At 45.2% G+C, this 16,404-nt stretch carries 16 protein-coding genes and 1 pseudogene; 10 read left to right on the top strand and 7 right to left on the bottom strand.

Annotated features, from left to right (window positions below; all coding sequences use genetic code 11):
- Window positions 1-137: 137 nt before the first annotated feature.
- Window positions 138-1,550 carry a hypothetical protein gene (locus tag D0A34_26770; GenBank protein UNU21967.1) on the bottom strand — a complete coding sequence of 471 codons (1,413 nt, stop codon included), beginning with the start codon at window positions 1,548-1,550 and terminating at the stop codon, window positions 138-140.
- A 77-nt stretch (window positions 1,551-1,627) separates the two neighbouring features.
- Between D0A34_26770 and D0A34_26775 the strand changes: the two genes are divergently transcribed.
- The 4 genes and pseudogenes from D0A34_26775 to D0A34_26790 all read left to right on the top strand — a co-directional run bounded on the left by D0A34_26775 (window position 1,628) and on the right by D0A34_26790 (window position 4,836).
- Entirely contained in the window at window positions 1,628-2,653 is a 1,026-nt protein-coding gene (locus D0A34_26775; GenBank protein ID UNU21968.1) for a hypothetical protein, read from the top strand.
- Window positions 2,654-2,733: 80 nt separating this feature from the next.
- A pseudogene (locus D0A34_26780) lies at window positions 2,734-3,632 on the top strand (IS5/IS1182 family transposase).
- Between the two features lie 487 nt (window positions 3,633-4,119).
- Window positions 4,120-4,461, top strand: a complete 342-nt coding sequence (locus tag D0A34_26785; GenBank protein UNU21969.1) for a helix-turn-helix domain-containing protein — start codon at window positions 4,120-4,122, stop codon at window positions 4,459-4,461.
- Between the two features lie 135 nt (window positions 4,462-4,596).
- Window positions 4,597-4,836 carry a hypothetical protein gene (locus D0A34_26790; protein ID UNU21970.1) on the top strand — a complete coding sequence of 80 codons (240 nt, stop codon included), beginning with the start codon at window positions 4,597-4,599 and terminating at the stop codon, window positions 4,834-4,836.
- A gap of 662 nt (window positions 4,837-5,498) precedes the next feature.
- Here D0A34_26790 and D0A34_26795 read toward each other — a convergent pair.
- From D0A34_26795 to D0A34_26820, 6 genes are all read right to left on the bottom strand, one after another.
- On the bottom strand, window positions 5,499-5,894 hold the full coding sequence (locus D0A34_26795) for a hypothetical protein (GenBank protein ID UNU21971.1): 396 nt from the start codon (window positions 5,892-5,894) through the stop codon (window positions 5,499-5,501).
- Window positions 5,895-5,999: 105 nt separating this feature from the next.
- Window positions 6,000-7,043: a DNA nickase gene (locus D0A34_26800; GenBank protein UNU22484.1), complete on the bottom strand. Its 1,044-nt coding sequence runs from the start codon at window positions 7,041-7,043 to the stop codon at window positions 6,000-6,002.
- Between the two features lie 290 nt (window positions 7,044-7,333).
- Window positions 7,334-8,206, bottom strand: coding sequence for an alpha/beta fold hydrolase (locus D0A34_26805; protein UNU21972.1), 873 nt, complete (start codon window positions 8,204-8,206; stop codon window positions 7,334-7,336).
- A 49-nt stretch (window positions 8,207-8,255) separates the two neighbouring features.
- Window positions 8,256-8,978: a beta-ketoacyl-ACP reductase gene (locus tag D0A34_26810; protein ID UNU22485.1), complete on the bottom strand. Its 723-nt coding sequence runs from the start codon at window positions 8,976-8,978 to the stop codon at window positions 8,256-8,258.
- A gap of 103 nt (window positions 8,979-9,081) precedes the next feature.
- On the bottom strand, window positions 9,082-10,272 hold the full coding sequence (locus D0A34_26815; protein ID UNU21973.1) for an acetyl-CoA C-acyltransferase: 1,191 nt from the start codon (window positions 10,270-10,272) through the stop codon (window positions 9,082-9,084).
- A 118-nt stretch (window positions 10,273-10,390) separates the two neighbouring features.
- Window positions 10,391-10,582, bottom strand: coding sequence for a hypothetical protein (locus D0A34_26820; protein ID UNU21974.1), 192 nt, complete (start codon window positions 10,580-10,582; stop codon window positions 10,391-10,393).
- A 257-nt stretch (window positions 10,583-10,839) separates the two neighbouring features.
- Here D0A34_26820 and D0A34_26825 point away from each other — a divergent pair, with 257 nt between their 5' ends.
- From D0A34_26825 to D0A34_26850, 6 genes are all read left to right on the top strand, one after another.
- A complete protein-coding gene (locus D0A34_26825) occupies window positions 10,840-11,103 on the top strand; it encodes a hypothetical protein (protein ID UNU22486.1) in 264 nt (87 codons plus the stop codon).
- 550 nt (window positions 11,104-11,653) lie between these two features.
- Window positions 11,654-12,193 carry a vitamin K epoxide reductase gene (locus D0A34_26830; protein ID UNU21975.1) on the top strand — a complete coding sequence of 180 codons (540 nt, stop codon included), beginning with the start codon at window positions 11,654-11,656 and terminating at the stop codon, window positions 12,191-12,193.
- Between the two features lie 217 nt (window positions 12,194-12,410).
- Window positions 12,411-12,650, top strand: coding sequence for a hypothetical protein (locus tag D0A34_26835; GenBank protein UNU21976.1), 240 nt, complete (start codon window positions 12,411-12,413; stop codon window positions 12,648-12,650).
- Window positions 12,651-12,833: 183 nt separating this feature from the next.
- Window positions 12,834-13,871 (top strand): DNA nickase, encoded by a 1,038-nt coding sequence (locus D0A34_26840; protein ID UNU21977.1) that lies wholly within the window; start codon window positions 12,834-12,836, stop codon window positions 13,869-13,871.
- A 487-nt stretch (window positions 13,872-14,358) separates the two neighbouring features.
- Window positions 14,359-15,471, top strand: coding sequence for an SDR family NAD(P)-dependent oxidoreductase (locus tag D0A34_26845; protein UNU21978.1), 1,113 nt, complete (start codon window positions 14,359-14,361; stop codon window positions 15,469-15,471).
- A 198-nt stretch (window positions 15,472-15,669) separates the two neighbouring features.
- The gene (locus tag D0A34_26850; GenBank protein ID UNU21979.1) at window positions 15,670-16,404 is read left to right on the top strand and encodes a hypothetical protein; all 735 of its coding nucleotides are present in this window, start codon (window positions 15,670-15,672) and stop codon (window positions 16,402-16,404) included.

Genomic DNA, 16,404 nt, shown 5'->3' on the forward strand with positions numbered 1-16,404 from the left:
GTCCTTGACGCACAGACTATACTTGTAGGGTGCGAAGTGCGTACCTTACTACTACAGATAGTGTAACAATTGAAAACTTGTGTCCAGGACTGAAGAAGTCAGTCAACAGTCAACAGTATCCATTTGTCACTGGTCCTTTAATTGCTAAGATTAAGCTCGTTTTTTAAGGTTTGGGGAAAGTGCCAATAAGGCGTTTCTAATTCGTCCTCACTTGGATAATTTTCAGTTGGTTCCTCTCGGATTTGAAAAAAGTGGTAGAGGTTAGCCACAGTTAAGTCGGATATTTCTTGCCAATTCGAGGCAGCTAAAGCTTGATAGCCAGTAGCGATCGCCTGCTGGCTGACATAAAATTCGTATCTCCGGCGGATTTCCGGCGACACAGCGAAGGTTAGCTGGTCGCGCAAGGATAGAAAGTGAGACTTTTGCTTTAAACTTTCATAAAGTGAAGGTTCCGCAGCTAATACCGCGAATGTAGTGTACACGCTGCTTTTTAAACTCTCGCCGGTGAGTTTATCTAAACTAGCTAACTGGTGCTGCTCTTTTGGAGACAAAGTTTGCATCCAATCAACCTCATTTTGCCAAAATTCTATTACACTTAAATCATGACCGAGAATTCTAGTAACTTCAGGAAATAAAAAATCTAGTTCTGGTTCTGATTGACATCCTTTAACAACAGTTAGAAGATTTTGACAAATTTTTGATTGGAGTTCCAGCAGGCGATCGCTCACCATATTGTAGGCCCGCTGCAACTGAAACGTGACCCCGATCGCCTGCTCGATCGCCCAAACACATTCCATTTGCCTGAGCTGTCCTGCAGAAGACAGCCCCTCCAACAAACTAGGATTATCATAAATTTTTAAAGCCTCAAACAGCATATCCCGCCCGCTATTAATTTCGGAATTCCGAAGTTTAATATCTGGCACTGTCAGGGCTGACTGACAGCGTTTGATAGCTTTAGAAAAAATCTCGTAACCCTTAACCAGTTTCTGGCGGTGCATTTCAAAACTAGAATCGTGAGACACCTTAAAAATCTGCTGGATTACCTCTACTCCCCTATCTTTGAGGATGTGTCTGAGATCGATAAATCCGTCTTTAATTTTTAGCTTCTGGTGCTTTGCCTCTTCTCGGATTTTTAATACTTGGTTGAGGTTTACTGCTGACAAAACTGTGCTCGATACAGTGCCAATACCAATGACAGCAGCAGTCGCTTGCATCACTGCCAAATTAATTTTCAGACAGTTAAGCATTCTGTATATTTTTTGAAACCCCTGATGAGTTTGAGCAACCTGCAACGGCGCCAGTGTCACGTACACGGGAGCTACCAGCGGCTGTAAGGGCCCACCTCCGGCTAACTGTGCGAGCAATCCTATAACTCCGCGATCGGATAGAGTTTCACCTCTTGATTGATAAAAAATTTTTCCAAGCTCCACAAACTCCCCTGTCACCGGATCTCTAGCTGCCGGGAGCAATTTTCCTGTTTTTGCAGCAGGCTGTACTAGGTTGCCACTATTGAGTCGCGCCTGAGTTGCAGGGGTGAATATATAATCCATGTTGTGGCTCAGTTTCCATTCAAAAAGGCAGATGTTCTGTATTGTATGCTGTTTAGGGAAACGAGGGATGAAAGGAAATGAATGAGTATCTCAAGGCATTCCAGGCTATTACCCAGTTTAGCGATCGATTGTTGGCAGACGAATATCAATCCGTGGAGATTAAACAGTCAGCTACCCAACTCAGTTTAGATGTGGAACCTTGTATTGACGAAATTAAGCAATCTGCCATCAGACTCAAGAGACTACTTCAGGTATGTTTCAAAGATGTATCTCAGGCTGAGGATGTCTGGAATAGCAAGCCGAGAATTGCTGGAGCATCTCCTGTTGATGTCTGGGAGCAAATTGGCGAACTAAGCGGATGCGATGTGAGAATTCGCAGTTTAGGAAAACAGGGCAAATATGATGCTGTTGTTAAAGTTCGCAAATCTTGGAGCGACAAGGCGACCAAGTTAAAAACTCAGTGGTTTTTGTGGGATAAAAACCCTCAAGTATTTCAAAGAGATACTATTGGTTTTTTTGACAAAGATAATTTGTACAAAGAGTTGCGTAATGAAGTGGATTCCCAGGCAGAGCGAGTGAGTTTAATTATGGAGAATGAACTGAGTTTAATTTTTAAAGAATTACAATCAATTGATATAGAAAACATTGAAGTTTGTATTGAATGCTTCGACCTAAACAGTCAATCTAAATTTAGAAATCGGCTACAATCAATAGGCGGGGAGATTGTATCGAAGTTTACGGAGCCACTGAAATATTTGCCGGATTCTTATATGAAGAGTTTTAAAGAAACGCTGAAAGAACCTGTAGAAACTCTCGTTCATAAAAGCAATCTGGGAATCAGTTTGGTCGATTTTGAAGACTCTTGTAAAGTAATTGGCTTAATCCTGGATAATGTGATTATAGCCGTTTTTGAGGAGCGCATGAAACTGGCAATTCAAACAGTTGAAAAAGCGATTAAATTCTACAATAATTTTTTAGATAAGCAGGCGCGGTATCAGAAAGAGACGCCGGAACAGCGATCGGCGGAAAAAGATTGGATCGAATGCCAGCGGCAGCAACTCAGGGAAGTTCAGCAGTATATTGATGCAGTCATCAATCATTAGTGGTTAGTTATTAGACATCTCCCCAAAAGAAATTGCGTGCCGCTCGCTCTTAAATATAATTGAGTTTTACCATCCAAAACATGAGCCAACTCCGAGAGTATCTTGAAAAACATCCATCCGAGACTCAAAGACTCTTGGGTATGGACTACGACCAACTAACGGAACTCATTATCAGAGCCGAAAATCTCTACGAGCGTCAGAAAATAAAGCGAGAAATTCAGAAAACCCGCATCCTTAAACCCGGTAGCGGTCGGCTCCCTAAGTTGGCGATCGCAGACCAAATCCTGATGACATTAGTATACCTGCATCGCCTACCCACCTTTCAAATCCTCGGGGTACAATTTGGAATTGGTGAATCAACTGCTAATTATATTTTTCACCGCTGGCTAAAAACCTTGAGGGAGTTATTGCCAGCTTCGTTGTTAGAACAAGTAAAAAAAAATAATTCAGACTCTGCCTAGGTGCTGGAAATATTGACAGAATTCGAGTTAATGGTAGATAGCTATGACCAGCCCATACAAAGACCTACAGATGCTCGGGAGCAGAAAAAAATTACTGGGTAAAGCAGAAAAGACATACTAAAAAGAACCAAGTAATAGTCATGCCATCCGGCAAAGAAATCGTTGATGTAGTAGTTGGAGAAACTGGAGCAACGGCAGACCTAAAAATTTGGAGAAACCAACGATTGTCATTAGAACCGTCACAAAGATTTCAAGGGTATAAAGCTTATGTAGGAGAACCATTAATTAACACTCCTCATAAAAAAACTCGCGAGCGACCTCTGACTGCGGCTCAAAAGAGAGCGAATAAGTCAAAGGCTCAAAAACGAATCTTTGTAGAGCATTTAATTAGATCGCTAAAGATATTTCGAGTAGCAGCAGAAAGATTCCGCTTAAAACAAAAAAGTTACGACCCAGTAATTTTGGTAGTATGTGGATTAATACGATGGCGGCTCGGTGCGAGCGTTATGTGTCAGTAAAAGTCCATACAAGCAGAAAAAAAATAGTAAAAACTAGGTCATAAAATTGGGTAGTTCTTATTGACAAACCGTTGAAACCCTTATTGAAGCGTTGGTTTCGGGAGTTGAGCCCTTTAAGGGGATATTCTCCAGAAACCAAGCGGGGGAAGGGATTGGAATTATTGGAGAGGTCTAATGTAGATCTTGCCAGAAAGGTACAACACAAGCCAGTGTGCCACTCGGTACAGTAAGGGGCCAGTCCTTCCCAAATTGCTCTTGCGAAACAGGTCGCCACTTTTTCTCCCCACACCCGGCTACCAACAGCAACATACCTATTGCCATGCACTTCTTAAAATTCATTTGATTTGTCCCTCAGTTCCTTTTTTTTTACTAAATCTGGCATCACCTACCAAAATTTTTATTACTCAACTTTTGCTCATATATAGCAATCCTAAATCATTATCATGATTACGGTACAATTATATGCAATACTTGATTAGAAAAAAAAATGAATAACTTACAACTTCCACAAAAAGACATGGGAAAAGAAATACCCCAATTAGAATCTTTCATTAAAAGCGATATCGATGCAAGAGAAGTAAAACGAGCAATAGCTGTCAGGATGGCGCTTGAAGGTAAGCTGTACCATGAAATTAGCAAAATGTTAGGTGTAAGTGAATTCTTTGTGGGTTATTGGAAAAAGATTTTTAAAACCCAAGGCCTCGAAGGAATAAAACTAGGATATAAAGGCTCACAAGGGTATTTGACAGAGCGACAAACGGATGGAGTAGTCGAGTGGTTAAAGAATAAAGAATATTGGAACTTAGATGAGTTAGGGACTTATGTATAGCAAGAGTTGGGTGTGATAGATAAATCAAAACAGAGCTATTATGAACTTTTCGCTCGGGCGAATATTAGTTGAGAAAAAACTCAAAAAGTTAATCCAAAATCCGATGAAGAACGGGGAAAAAAAAAGCGGGAATAAATTAACGAGACTTTATCCAAAAACAAGACTGGCATAGAATCTGGGGAAATAATAGTATTGTTTTTAGATGAATGTCATCTACTTCATGGCGATCTGACAGGCTACGTTTGGGGTCAATCCGATCGGACAATTGAAATTCCAATTACCCATGATAAAGATAGACAAACTTATTTTGGTGCTCTCAATTATCAAAACAAACAGTTCCACGTTCAAGGTCATCCATCGGGATCTGGAAAATAAACGGTTAACTTCATAAAATATTTATAAAATAAATATGAAGCTCGGAGAATTATCTTAAACTGGGATGGAGCTAGCTATCATAAATATGGAGAGTTTAGAGATTTTTTATCAACAGTAAATGGTGACAAAGAACCTGAAAATTGGTCAATTACTTGTATTTTATTTGCTCCCAATTCCCCCCAACAGAAGCCTGTGGCAGATATTTGGTTGCCAGCTAAAAACTTCTTAAGAAAGTATTGGTATTTATGTAGGTCTTTTAAGATTATCAAATTTTTGTTTAAGTTCTTCACTAATGAACATAAATTTTATTTTCCCAAAATTCATCAGTACACTTATACATAGAAAATCATTTAGGATTGCTATAGAAGCGTGAATACAGTTCATCCGTCTATTATGCAAAGCCAGTTTTTCAGGAATACAGCCTCGGAGGACACAAGTACCGCCTACTGAATCCTGTTCTGCGATCGCCACACGAACACCATAACTAGCTGCCGGTTAGGAAGTGGGAAATCCTCCCGACCCGGCACCAATTACAAAAAGGTTCTAACCGAATTTCAAAACTTAATCGGCTTATTTGTACCAAACGAAGCTAAAGGTTTGTCTCTAACATTCAATCCTCTCTAAGCCCCAATACAAAGTTTCTTGTTAACGGTTCTATATTCTCACTCAAAAGTCGGTTTAGTCCGAGCATAGGAGTAGAGAAACAGGCCGAAGAGAATTGCAAAGATAAGGTCAATCACACCCGGGATTAGATAAAATGGGTGAACATTGCCTACCAAAGTTTGATAAGCTAGCACAACGAACACGGAACATTGCGCGTAAATTCCAAGTTTTACAATTTCGCGATTGCGGGAGATGTCCTGACTGACCCACCAATAGCCAATTCCGATAACAAATACCAACACGACAAACAGTTGTAAATACTCAGGATTGGTGAGGGGTTTCTCACCAAGAAACTCGCGAATCCATCTGTCGGCAAACAGCAAAGCCAGAGATTCGATCCAATTGATCGCAGCCTTGAGTTGAAATATGTACTTCCACGTCATTGGATTGTTCATAATTACACAAAGTACCAAAATGATTTTTGATGAAAACGTTTCAGTTGAGGGTTATAAATGTCAAACTCTAGCTAATTTTTGCTTAGCTATTCACTTCGTCTTTGATTAGTTGGCTATTACGCTAGGGGAATCAGCCATTTGCTCTTGTAGTTGGCTTTTAAAGGTTTTGAACTCGGTCGCCATTTGCTTCTGCTGATCGTGGCTGAAGTTGTCTCGGATTATGGTGAATATATCTTTTTCTTCTTGATTTATGTGATTTCGCGTCGCAGTTCTTAACTGCTCAATTTTTGCTTTGAACTCAGATGAAGCTGGCTCTAAAGGCTTAATTTCATCTAACATCTCCATCACTTCATCGGTTTGCTCGTATATTTCCTGCGTGTGTTCGTAATACGGACGAATTGCCGGGTAGAGAACTTGTTCTTCGGCTGTACCGTGAACTTTTATATCTTTGTAGAGTTGTCCAAAATACTCTGCAATTTTTTGAGGTTCGTCAGCACCTAAAATTTCCGCGAATAAGGTATCGGCTTTAGTATGATCCATGCGGAGGAGGTCGCGGATACTCATCTCATCATCGGTGCGCGTTATGACACTACCCGCCACGCCTGATAAGGCGGCGACAGCATCTTGAACCCGTCCCCACAATCCTTGGTATGGCTCTTGTCCTGTCAATTCGCGAACGCCTAGAACTTCCAGAATTCCTTTGAGTTGCTCTTGATGAGCGCGGTTTTCAAAGTTAACTGCATTTAAAGGAGCGATCGCAGCTTCAATATCAGCACCAACAACTTGAGCAGCTTTGTGAATTAGCAGCCCAGTCATCGTCTGCTTGTGCTTGAGCAATTCTTGCTCAAATACTTTTTCAAACAAAGTTAGCTCAGAGCCTTCCATTAGTTTCTCAACTTCCTCTACGAGCTTCTGGGTTGTTTCCTTAAGCTCGCTCGGGACACCGTACTGAACGATCGCAGTATCGAGAACGCCCAGGTTTTTGCGATCGTCTTCGAGCATATCCTGTAGGCGCTTGCGAATCTCATCATCAGTACAATCCTGAATGAATTTCTCCTCGTTGCTAATCAGCAGATTTTGTAGCGCTTTCATATCTGCCAGTTTTGTGGCGATCGCAAGGCGCTTGGTGTCATCAATAGTCGATACCATTTTCATTGCTCCTTTACTGCTTTCCTGGATATTAAAGACAGACTTTGCCGTAGATTTGAGAGAATTTCCAACATCCGCTCATCTTTCTCGCAGTGGATGTTGCTGCTTTTGGAAAACACGAGCGCAGTTGCGTCCGCTCATCCCGGAAATTGTTTTTTCTGGATGAGTTCTCGCTCGGTTCAGAAATAGGCCATCAATTAAGGTTGTATAGTTGGCTACTTCCGACAAGGGGCGGAAGAATACCATCCGAAAGTGATGTCTTGAGTTCCCGCTCAAACATTGCGGGCTTGCTAAAACCCAACTCCAGCGAGAAACTTACTCAACTCCTCGGTAAAGAGTTCGGGACGCTCGACATGGGGTAGGTGACCGCAGTCGGGTATCAACGCGAGTTGTCCTTGCTTTAGGCGACTGACGGCATCTTGACCGTGGCTTTTTGGCAAAACCAGGTCATCAGTACCCCAAACGACAAGAGTGGGCATCTGCAACTCCGGTAGAGCGTCGAGCAATACCTGGTGCTGTCCAAATACATTAAGCTGGGCACGCAGCGAGGACACGGTGGCTTTAAGAAAACCAGGCATTTGCGACATTCGCTCCTGCTCCTCCAGCCACACATCGGGAACCTTTGAGGGGTGGGCAAAAAGCAGCGAGGTCCGTAACAAAGACCGCTGCTTCGCGCCAAGAGGCGTTTGGCACCAGGCGATCGCAGTCTCCCCGTACAAAGGCACAGTTAACTGGGACAAAGCCGGACTCACCGCGTAACCTAGCCCGGAACTGTCTACCAGTACCAAAGCCGCCACTTGTTCCGGATGGGACAGCGCAAAGCGCAGGGAAACCTGCCCACCTAGCGAGTTGCCAACTAGCACGGCCCGCTCAATTCCAAGCGCGTCCAGAAAATCGCCCAGGAACTGTTTGAAAAACTCTAGTGAATACTCGCGGTTGGGTTTAGCACTCTCGCCAAAACCTGGAAAATCAGGTGCGTACACCTGATGCGTAGCTGCGAGTTTAGGAAGCACCCAAGACCAATCAAGAGCACTGGCACTATCTCCATGTAACAGCACTAACGGTAAGCCATCATTACCCGCCGAAAAGTAGCGGGTGGTTAAACCGTTGACATTGATTCGCCGCTCTTCAATCGCTGTTTTCATGCTTGGCTCCAATTTTATCTAATTTTATTACTGTGAATTTTCAACCCTGTGCCGATCGCCATTGCCCTCAAGTGTGATGAGCGCCGTTGACTCGGAGAACTTCGCCCGTGACATAGCTGCTGGCGATCGGCGAGAGCAGGAACGCAATTGCCCAAGCAACCTCTTCAGGCTTGCCGAAGCGACGCAGCGGAATCTCAGACACAATACGCTCTTTCACTTTGTCTGGAACCGACTTAACCATATCAGTCTCAATAAATCCCGGTGACACAGCGTTGACCCGTACCCCGTACCGAGCTGCTTCTCTAGCTAGGGACTTGGTTAAACCAATTACAGCCGCCTTGGATGCGGCGTAGTTGGTTTGACCGAGGTTTCCCCGCTCACCCGAAATCGAGCTGATGCAGACAACAGAGCCTTCTCCCCGCTCGTACATCTTGGGGATAACGGGCATCAGTGTGTTGTAGACTCCCTTTAAGTTTGTGTCGATTACCGCGTCCCAGTCTTCTATCGCTAGTTTGGGAAAGAAGTTGTCTCGGGTAATCCCAGCATTCGCCACAATCCCGTAAATTGACCCTAGTTTTTGTTCAACCTGTTGTGCCACTGCCTCCATCGCTGCCTTGTCAGTCACATCGGCTTGGATTGCCAAAGCCCGATGCTGATCCTCACTACTGCTGCGGTAGGTGTAAGCTACCTGAGTTCCCAACTCCTGCAACAGACTGACGATCGCCGCTCCTATGCCTCGATTACCGCCCGTTACTAAAACGACTTTATCTTCCAGTCCCAAAGATGTCATAAGCCACTCTTCCACTGTATGGAGGAAAAAGAAAAAGGTGAAAGGAGAAAGGCAAAAGGAACAAGAAAACAATTTTTCCCTATTCCTTTCGCCTTTTTCCTTGTCAAAGCCGCTCAATTGCGATCGCAGTACCGCCGCCAGTGCCATGACACACAGATGCCAGCCCTAGCTGCCCATTTCGCTCCTGCAAGGCGTTGAGCAGCGTGACGATGATTCGCGCCCCAGAAGCCCCGATGGGATGCCCCAAAGCGATCGCTCCCCCATAGACGTTGAGCTTCTCGTAAGGAACGCCCAGCGTCCGGTTGAACAGCACGCTGCTTAAAGCGAACGCCTCATTGTTCTCGAACACATCGAAATCGTAGATTCTCATCTTGAGCTTGTCTAAAAGCTTGTTGACTGCCAGGATGGGAACTTCGGGGAATCGCCAAGCTTCCCCACCTATCGACGCTCCTCCAATTACCCGTGCTATTGGCTTAAGTCCGTAGTGGTCCACCGCCGTTTTGCTTGCTAAGACTAGCGCTGCTGCTCCATCCGATATCTGACTGCTGTTGCCTGCAGTGAATACTCCATTTTCCCCAAAAGCAGGCTTGAGTTTGGCAAGGCTTTCTAACGTGGTTTCGGGGCGAATTCCCTCATCTTTATCGACGATTTGCGAACCTTTCTTCCCTTGGATCTCAATGGGTACGATCTCCCTCTTGAAGAAACCTTGCTCGGTTGCAATCGCTGCCCTAGCTTGTGAATAGAAGGCAACTTCGTCCAACTCAGGGCGCGTGATCTGGTAAGCTGCTGCCAGCCGTTCAGCTTGCTCTCCCATTGTTTCGGAGGTGGTGGCGTCGGTGAGTCCGTCGTGGAGCAAAATATCCGTGAGTTGCTCTGGCGAACCTAGCAGTAATTTGTACCCCCATCTGGCTCGGTGCGATAAGAAAAATCCAGTCTGAGACATAGCTTCCATGCCGCCCGCCAGTACGATTTCGGCTTCTTGAGCGCGGATAGCTGTGACGGCGTTCATCACGCTCATCATTCCCGACGAACACACCATGTCTACGGCATACCCGTTCACTGTATCCGGTATTCCGGCTTTGAAAGCTGCCTGACGGGGCAATAACTGTCCGTGACCTGCCCTAAGTACGTTGCCAAAAATGTACAGGTCTAAAGCGTCACCCGATACTCCGGCTTGCTCCAAGGCGGCTCGCATAGCGTGTGCCCCTAAATCCACAGGGGAAAAGTCCGTAAAGACACCTCCAAACCGACCGAGTGGCGTGCGTAATGCTGAGACAATATAGGCTTCTTGCATACATCCTCACTATCTTTTAATTCTCGCGTTATTAAGCGCTACCAAGTTCAAGCGGGATGCTTGTGGAAGCGGATTCCGTCAGTAGTAGTATCAGGAAGTTGTCGTCATTTCTCAAAGCTCAATCTAAAGCCAAACACTTTGGGATTTGGGATTTTAGATTTTGCATTGTTCCTCTGACTAAAGCTCCGGAGATGAAGCCGGGATCTTGCAGATTTTGGATTAGTGATTTCAGGATTTGGGGATAATCGAAAATCCCCACGCCTGAATCCGGAAGTATCTTCTCCTCCCAATCGAAAATCGGCACAGTCATAAGTAGTTAGACTTTCATGGAACTAACTCAACATTATTGCCCAGGTTGCATAGGCGTTGAAATGTATTTTTTGACAAGCTGTAAGGCTTGTTAGGTATTGATTACAGCTTGCTTATCATACAAATCTTATTTACAACTGCGCTTAAAAAACATGGTTATTATCCATTGCAGACTATACAGGCTATAATTGATTATCAACTTGATTGTTTGCAGACAAGACAATCAGTATTTAATACCCCAATCAAAGGAGAAACATGATGGATTGGAATAGTAACCTCCAACAGTACCTAAGACAGTTAAGCGAATTGCAGACAGGGATTTTCACTAGCTGGACATCCATGATGCCGAATATGCCAAGTTCCAATATGCCCAACCCGCGCGATAGTGTCGCTAACAACCTGAAATTTCAGGAACAGGTGGTGACGAGTTCTCTGGAATTGCAGGGTATGGTAGCTCGTCTGTCAATCGAAACCCAGAAGCAATTTTGGGAAAGCTATTTCAAAATGCTTGGCAGGCCGTAAATAACAAAAGCCGACTGAGGATTAGAGTCGCATGAGTTTACCTAGAGAGTGATTTCTGATCTTTGATCGGGTGTTGCGAAAGTAATTAGGAAACCATCGGCTTTACAAACCTGCTAGAAAAACTAACAGAGCTCTCTAAGATAACCTCTTGGGGAGCTTTTTAAAGATGAAACCGTTTTCCATAAGAAAAAATTTCTTATTCGTTTTCCCCATAAAAAGGTTTAATTCACTAAAAAGCCCTCTATTAAACTTTAATGCTATTACTTGGTCTGAGGGTCTACCTAAAGAAAGGACTTATTAATATTAACCGAGTTCAAGCTTTTGTATACAAGAGCTTGAAATACAGCGCTTTATTTAAAGTACCTCTTAGGTAAGTGGTACGCGTCAAACTGAATCCATAAAATGATTGGAAATCTATACACTCTCAGCGCAGGACGATCGCGTCGTTGAATTGGGTTCCTAGTGCGTATCCTATTCATTTTGATTGAACCGCTTCGTGTATGGCTGATGTGATCGTTAACGCATACGTTATTATTGAGGATTGCGCTTTATGGACCCAAAACAACTGAGTGAGGAGCTGCGTCAAGGACAGAACCCTCACATGACCCGTCGGCGATGGATTATCGGCTTATCTATGCTTGGGGGCTCGATGGGACAAGCCGTCACACTCTACCAGACTGGGATCGTTAATCACCTACCAGATCCGCCGGGACAAAAGCTTTTCGATGCAGACCGCGTTGACGCTTCTAATTACGCTTACAACAAATTCAACTCACCCGACGGGCCAATAATGGTGGCTAATTATGCCCTCACTGCTTGGGTAGCTGCTGCGGGTGGTCTAGACCGCGCTAGACGCAACCCTCTGTTACCAATTGCAATGGGTATCAAGCTCGTGTTGGACGGGGTGACCAATGTCGAGTTAGCTCGTGAGGAGTGGAGCGAGAACAAGGCGTTTTGTGAATACTGCCAAGTTGCGACGGTTTGCTCGATCGCGTCGATCGTACTCGCAGTGCCGGAGGTTCTTACCGCTGTGCGGACCCTGCTGGGACGCCGTGACCAGGATACCGAAGCACAGGGCAACACACGGTAATCGATACAAGGGGGAAAAGTACGGATTTTCTACAGCGGTGTTGGGCGTACAACAAATGTTAAGCCCGATTGAGAATTATTGCATATATTTTGTGCAATTTTTCTCGCTCAATATTCCCTCTAGAATTAGTGGTAGAACGAGTCATGTCTGAGGATAGATCACGTACTTGAGACTGAATGATAGCCTTGTATAGTAAGGTGAAAAAGAGGTGCAAATCATGACATCAAATAATCCTCAAGACAATCGCCAAGATGATGCAAAAGATGAGCCTCAAGATAATCCTGGCACCCAAACAAGTATACCAACCACAGAAGAGGGTAACACTCCACTTGATGAGAGATCTCGCATGACGGGTCAAGAATCCGGCACTGACCTCCGTCCCGGTAGTGAGCCTGAAGCTCCGGGAGGTTCTGGCAACGTGGTTGGCAGTCCAAATCAAGGAACTGACTCTCGTTAAAAAGATTGTTGACAATGGGGCAAATTTTTGATCGGGATGAACCGTTGGTCAATCAACAAATAAGCTTGGTCTAAGTACGACCTTATTTGTAAATAAGGTTGGTCTAAATAGCCTGGCAAAGCGAGGAGCTACAGGTATCAAACAGCTATCAATCAGATTATTCACCATCGAGGAAGATTAAACATGGTTACAACGTTAGACGATACAAAACGGCTTGCGATCGGCGAAAGATTGGCAGACTTGAAAGCCTTTCAAAGTTTAATTATCTCGAACGATCAAAAGCTAATAGATGCCTGCCCTGATGATGATGTTCGCAAGCATCTCCAGAATATGCTTGAGGATGACCAGAAAAACCTGGGCATTATAGAGACCGTGATAGTCCAATACGGCATTCAAGCTGAACCTAGTCCTGCGACAAACATATTTATTCCGCAGTTTGAGAAGATGATGTCAGGCGATGAGTTTACTTATTATCAGAAACTCATTCACCACGAACTGATCAAGCATGGTCAAGCCATGAGTGGAATCATTATTCACAAAGCCGCTCAGAAGGTGGGAGCTGATATTGAAGTGGCAATTGGCCCTTTGAATACCGTCAATTTTGAGGGTCGCGCTCACCAAGAACAACTCAAAGGAATGCTCGAAGTGGTGGGTGTCCGCGAAATGACTGGTAAAGACGCCGACCAGGGACTCTGGGCACGGGTGCAAGATGGAGTTGCTGCATTGTCGGGTGTAGTTGGCAGCATAGCCACCCAAAACACTGACAAACAAGATATGAACATCCAGACCATCATCCGGCTGGATCACAACAAGACGAATACCATTTTCACCGAAATCGGAGCTACTAAAGACCCTCAAAAGCTCCAAGAGTATTTCGGGCAACTCTACAAAGATTTGTTGGTACACGCTCAAGCGGAAGAAGAAGTGGTCTATCCGAAAGTTCGCTCGTTCTACGGTGATGACAACACTCAAGAGCTGTACGATGAGCAAGCGCAAATGAAGGGGATGCTCGATGAAATTAAGGCTATGGACCCCACTAATGCCGACGAGTTTAGATCGAGAATTAAAGACCTGATGGAGGCGGTTGGCGACCACATTCGTCAAGAAGAATCTACGATGTTTGCGGCGATCGACAAGAATTGCAGCGACGATCAAAAAGAGCAAATGGCAACTGAATTCAAAGCTGCCAAGAGCAAGATTCAGCAAGAAATGGCAGCCTAATTGCAATAACAGCCAACCCTCTCATTACAAGACAAAGCATTGCCCGGTAAGTGGCTCGATGGCTCTTTATTGAGGGGGGAGCTGATTGTGCAATAAGAAAATAGCTTTTTAGCTCCCACACTCTAGTAGGTGGCGATCGCCCTAACAGCCGCTTCTAAACAGAAGTTCCTTCTTGAGGGGGAACTTCTGTTTAGAATAAAAAAAGTGTGGGTTACAACTTAAACTGGGACAAGAGGTAGATAGGTAGTGCTAATTTTAAATGGATACAAATAAGTCGCTTAGGGAATTGAAAGGCTAGCGATTTAAAAAGAAAAATTTGTATTTTAAATTACATTTAAATTTAACATTAGCTCTCCTATTAGACACAGCATTAGCTCAAAGATCACAACCCCTTAGTCAGAGCAGAGGATAAGTTTAGGTTTTAGTATGACGTTCAGGTAATAGGGTAGATTGCGCTTCACAATACATCAGCATTTGAGTTTTAACCATGAATTCCTATATAGATAATCAGAATCCTCTTATTCTTTTTGCAGTTGGCGTGGGCGCTTTGCTCGTCGTGCTTTGGGTGGTGCGATCGTGGCGCGAACGTCAATACGATCTCACAGGCAAGACGGTGCTGCTTACGGGTGGTTCTCGCGGACTTGGTTTGGTTATGGCACGCCAGTTGGTGCAGCAAGGAGCGCGTTTGGCAATTTGTGCCCGCGATCGCGCAGAGCTCGAAAGGGCGCGTGTCGAGCTGGAGCAGTGCGGTGGAGAGGTGGTGACTGTTCCCTGTGATGTCACCGATCGCTCCCAGGTTGACCAGATGGTGCAGCAGGTGCGCGATCGCTTCGGTCAGATCGACATCCTCATTAACAATGCAGGCACCGACCTTGTGGGGCCAATGGACGTATTGACGATGGAGGACTACGACGACTTGATGAAGCTGCATTTCTGGGCACCGCTATACACTACTTATGCGGTTTTCCCGGAAATGCGTCAACGACAAGCTGGACGCATCGTTAATATCTCTTCGATCGGCGGCAAGGTAGTTTCCCCGCATATGTTGGCGTATTGCGCCAGCAAATTTGCCTTAACCGGTTTGTCGGAAGGGATGCGGACAGAACTGGCAAAGGACGGGATTGCTGTCACAACGGTATGTCCGGGTTTCATCCGCACAGGCGTGATAGACCACGCTATGTTCAAAGGTCAGCACCGCAAGGAGTTTACCTGGTTCAGCATTGCTGATTCGTTGCCCTTGATTTCGACGAGTGCCGAAAAAGTTGCTCGTGAGACCATTGCTGGATTTCGACGGGGTGATGCAGAGGTAATTGTGCCACTTTGGACTTGGTTTAGTGCCAGACTCTATGCTCTTTTTCCAGGGCTTTCTGCCACTGCGATCGGTTGGTTTAATCGGTTATTACCTGGAACAGGTGGCATTGGTACTGAACGCGCTTTTGGAAAAGACAGCCACTCATCTTTATCGCCTTCGGTGTTAACCTCTTTGAGTGAACGAGCGGCACGTCGAAACAACGAGATTGCAACCGAGAAGGCAGATGGCGCTGGAGCAAATGGGCAGGTCGAAACTCAGCGATCAAATGGACAGGTAGAAGCACAATAAGTCTCCGCAACAGAGGCTGAATCCTCTGGAATTACTGCGCGATCGCCATCGCCGGAACCAGCGATCGCAGAAGACGACCAATCAGCATTCCCGTTGATCGAACCGTCCCAAGCACCCGCTGAAATTCAAGCCGGTTTAAGCGATATTCAAGACACCTAGGGAATTCCCTGGACACCCGAAAACTGGCGTCCTTATGCGATGTATCCATCGGTGATGCAGTTGTTTTGGGAGCGTCTCAAACCGGCGACGCAAACTGAATCTTTTTTGGAAGGCGCGATCGCGATTACCGAGCGGATTTACCGGGATACCAGCGACTGCTATCAACCTGGCTATCAAATTGATATGGACGAAGCACAACGGCATCAGATCCAGAGAGTCCTGAATGCGTTCACCTTTGGTAATCCCCAATTGCTGATTCAGCAAATTGCCTTGAGCCGAACTTTGGCAGGTGAAGTGGTTGGTCAGGAGGGCAATGGCAATGCTCGTCGCGGACTCAATTCATATCAGCACACAGAAATCCAACTGATTGGGGAGCAGTTTGTTCGGGAGATGTCGCCAGAAATGCAACAAGTATATCGAGACATCAAACAAACTTTGGGTGTACCGATTGTTAACTCCGACTACCAGGCATTAGCCCGCTGGTCTCCATTTTTCTTGACAGCATGGCAAGACATCAAGCGTTGGCGGGAGCGACCAGAATATCAGCTTCTCGAGCAAGATATTGTACGCAGAGCAGAGCAAGCTGCCAGTCGTCTCCGTCCGGCTGTTGCGATCGGTGAGCGGGAAGTGCGCGATCGCTTGGACAATCCCGAAGATTTCGCTCGGATTCAGCAGACGGTGCAAATGTTTAAGGATGTATTGCCGGAATTGATTGTACAGGATGCCCTATTTCAAATGGGTCTGGCAAATCTTAAACCGGTCACGACACGTTGA

It is taken from the genome of Microcoleus vaginatus PCC 9802 (genome assembly GCA_022701275.1).
Taxonomy (GTDB): Bacteria; Cyanobacteriota; Cyanobacteriia; order Cyanobacteriales; family Microcoleaceae; genus Microcoleus; species Microcoleus vaginatus_A.